Raw genomic sequence first — 1,831 nt, 5'->3', positions numbered from 1 at the left:
CCCCAGTCTTTTGTGAATTTTTAATGTTATCTACTACAACATTAGGTAATGGTACATTAAACTCATCAACACCATCTATTCCAAGTAGTCTTAAAATAGTTCTCTCCACTGATACTGTAGTGTGCTTGTTTATAAACTCTTGTGTATCTAGTGCAATGTTTTGTGCAGATTTACGAGCCTTTTGTACTATATCAAAATTCAAATTTAATTTACTCATTTTTATCCCCCTTGTAATAACCTTTACAAATTTTTATCTGCTATTTCTATTATTTCATTACTTAATCCAAGTAGCTTACAAATATTTAAAGCATCTTTTGGTACTTTAGTTTCTTTGTTTACTTTTTCTAATCTATAGTCCATATTTTCTTGAAGTATATCTATACTTTTTTTGCATTTACTATTTTGTGAAATTTTCAAATCTATCTGACGTTTTAAACCTTCAAAATCTACATTTTTAAGACCTACTACTTGATAATGATCAACATCATCTAACAAAACTTCATCATAGTGAGTAGATATTAAACTTATAGAATTAAACTTTTTAAAATATGTACATATAGCTTTTAAAAGTGTTCTTCCCTCAACGGGATTAGTACCTCTTGCAAATTCATCTAATGCTATAAATCCATCTTGTAAATTCATAAGCCTTGTTATTTCTTTTAACTTTATAATTTCAGCTCCAAAGGTGCTAAGTCCTTTATTTATATCTTGCATATCATCACTTATTAAGTATATAAAGTCAAGTACGCATAAATTAGCTTGCTTTGCAAATACATAAAATCCACATTGGAATAGATATAAGTTAAGTACGATAGTTTTCATACTTACACTTTTGCCACCCATATTTGCACCTGTTATTAAAGTTGTTTTTTTATTTATATCTATACTTATTGGCATGTATTTTTTATTTTCTAATTTCAAAATTTTATACATGTTTGGATTTATAAGATCTTTAAAGTATATTTTATTTTCCTTATTTATAATTGGTTTTATACCGTTATATTTTATTGCTAAATTAGCTTTGGCTATTAAAAAATCTAATTTACCTATAGATTTCATATTTACATTTATATCTTCTATATAATTAATAAGACTGTTGCTTAGTTGTTTTTTTATTTTAAGTTGTTCTTTTTCTTCTTGTACTATTATTTCTAATCGCTCTATTTTTAATTTTTCAACTTTTTCTATGTCTACTGCTTTAAATATTTTATTTTCTAAAGTAGCTTTAGATTTTCTAATTTGTGCTAAGTCTTTACTATATGAATCATATATATAAAACGTTGATAATTTTAAGTTTTCTGGATCTAATATTTTTATTATTTTTTCTAAACTTTTAAAGTTTATATATTCTATTTTTAAGTTCAATTTATTATAGTTTTTGATTATTTCTTGCGTGCTCATAGCAAAATTTTTAAGTTCAAAAAGTTCTACTTCATCTAATGTATCTTTATTTGCTAATCTTTTTACAGTATTTTTTATATCTTTTATTTTGCAAAATATATATTGTATTTCATCAAATGTATCTTTATTTTCTAATATGCTTTTACTTATAACTTCTATATAATCCAATTCTTTTATGAGTTTATCAGTATTACATTTTTTAAACATTTTTATATTTCTTTTTTCTTCGTTTCCAAAAGCTGTAATCGTATTTAATTCATCATTTATAAACTGTTTAATACTATCACCTTCTTATTTAACTCATAACGTTAAATACTTTTAATTTAGTTTTATTTTGAATGCTATTGATAAAATCTTCTTCATTAAAGCTATATCCATTAATAGATGTTGGATTTACACTTATTCCTATTAAATTCACTTTATTTATAGC

At 23.6% G+C, this 1,831-nt stretch carries 2 protein-coding genes; both read right to left on the bottom strand.

From position 1 onward, the window contains the following. Positions 1–217, bottom strand: a 217-nt coding sequence (locus tag VLM92_RS01555) for a lysine 5,6-aminomutase subunit alpha TIM-barrel domain-containing protein (protein ID WP_325274597.1), incomplete at its 3' end; no start/stop codon positions are given. 23 nt (positions 218–240) lie between these two features. Further along, positions 241–1,608, bottom strand: a complete 1,368-nt coding sequence (locus VLM92_RS01550) for a MutS-related protein (protein ID WP_325274596.1) — start codon at positions 1,606–1,608, stop codon at positions 241–243. Positions 1,609–1,831 lie beyond the last annotated feature (223 nt).

Origin of the sequence: Romboutsia sp., assembly GCF_035470145.1 — a bacterium.
GTDB lineage: Bacteria > Bacillota > Clostridia > Peptostreptococcales > Peptostreptococcaceae > Romboutsia_D.
This window is presented reverse-complemented; position numbering and strand designations above follow the sequence as displayed.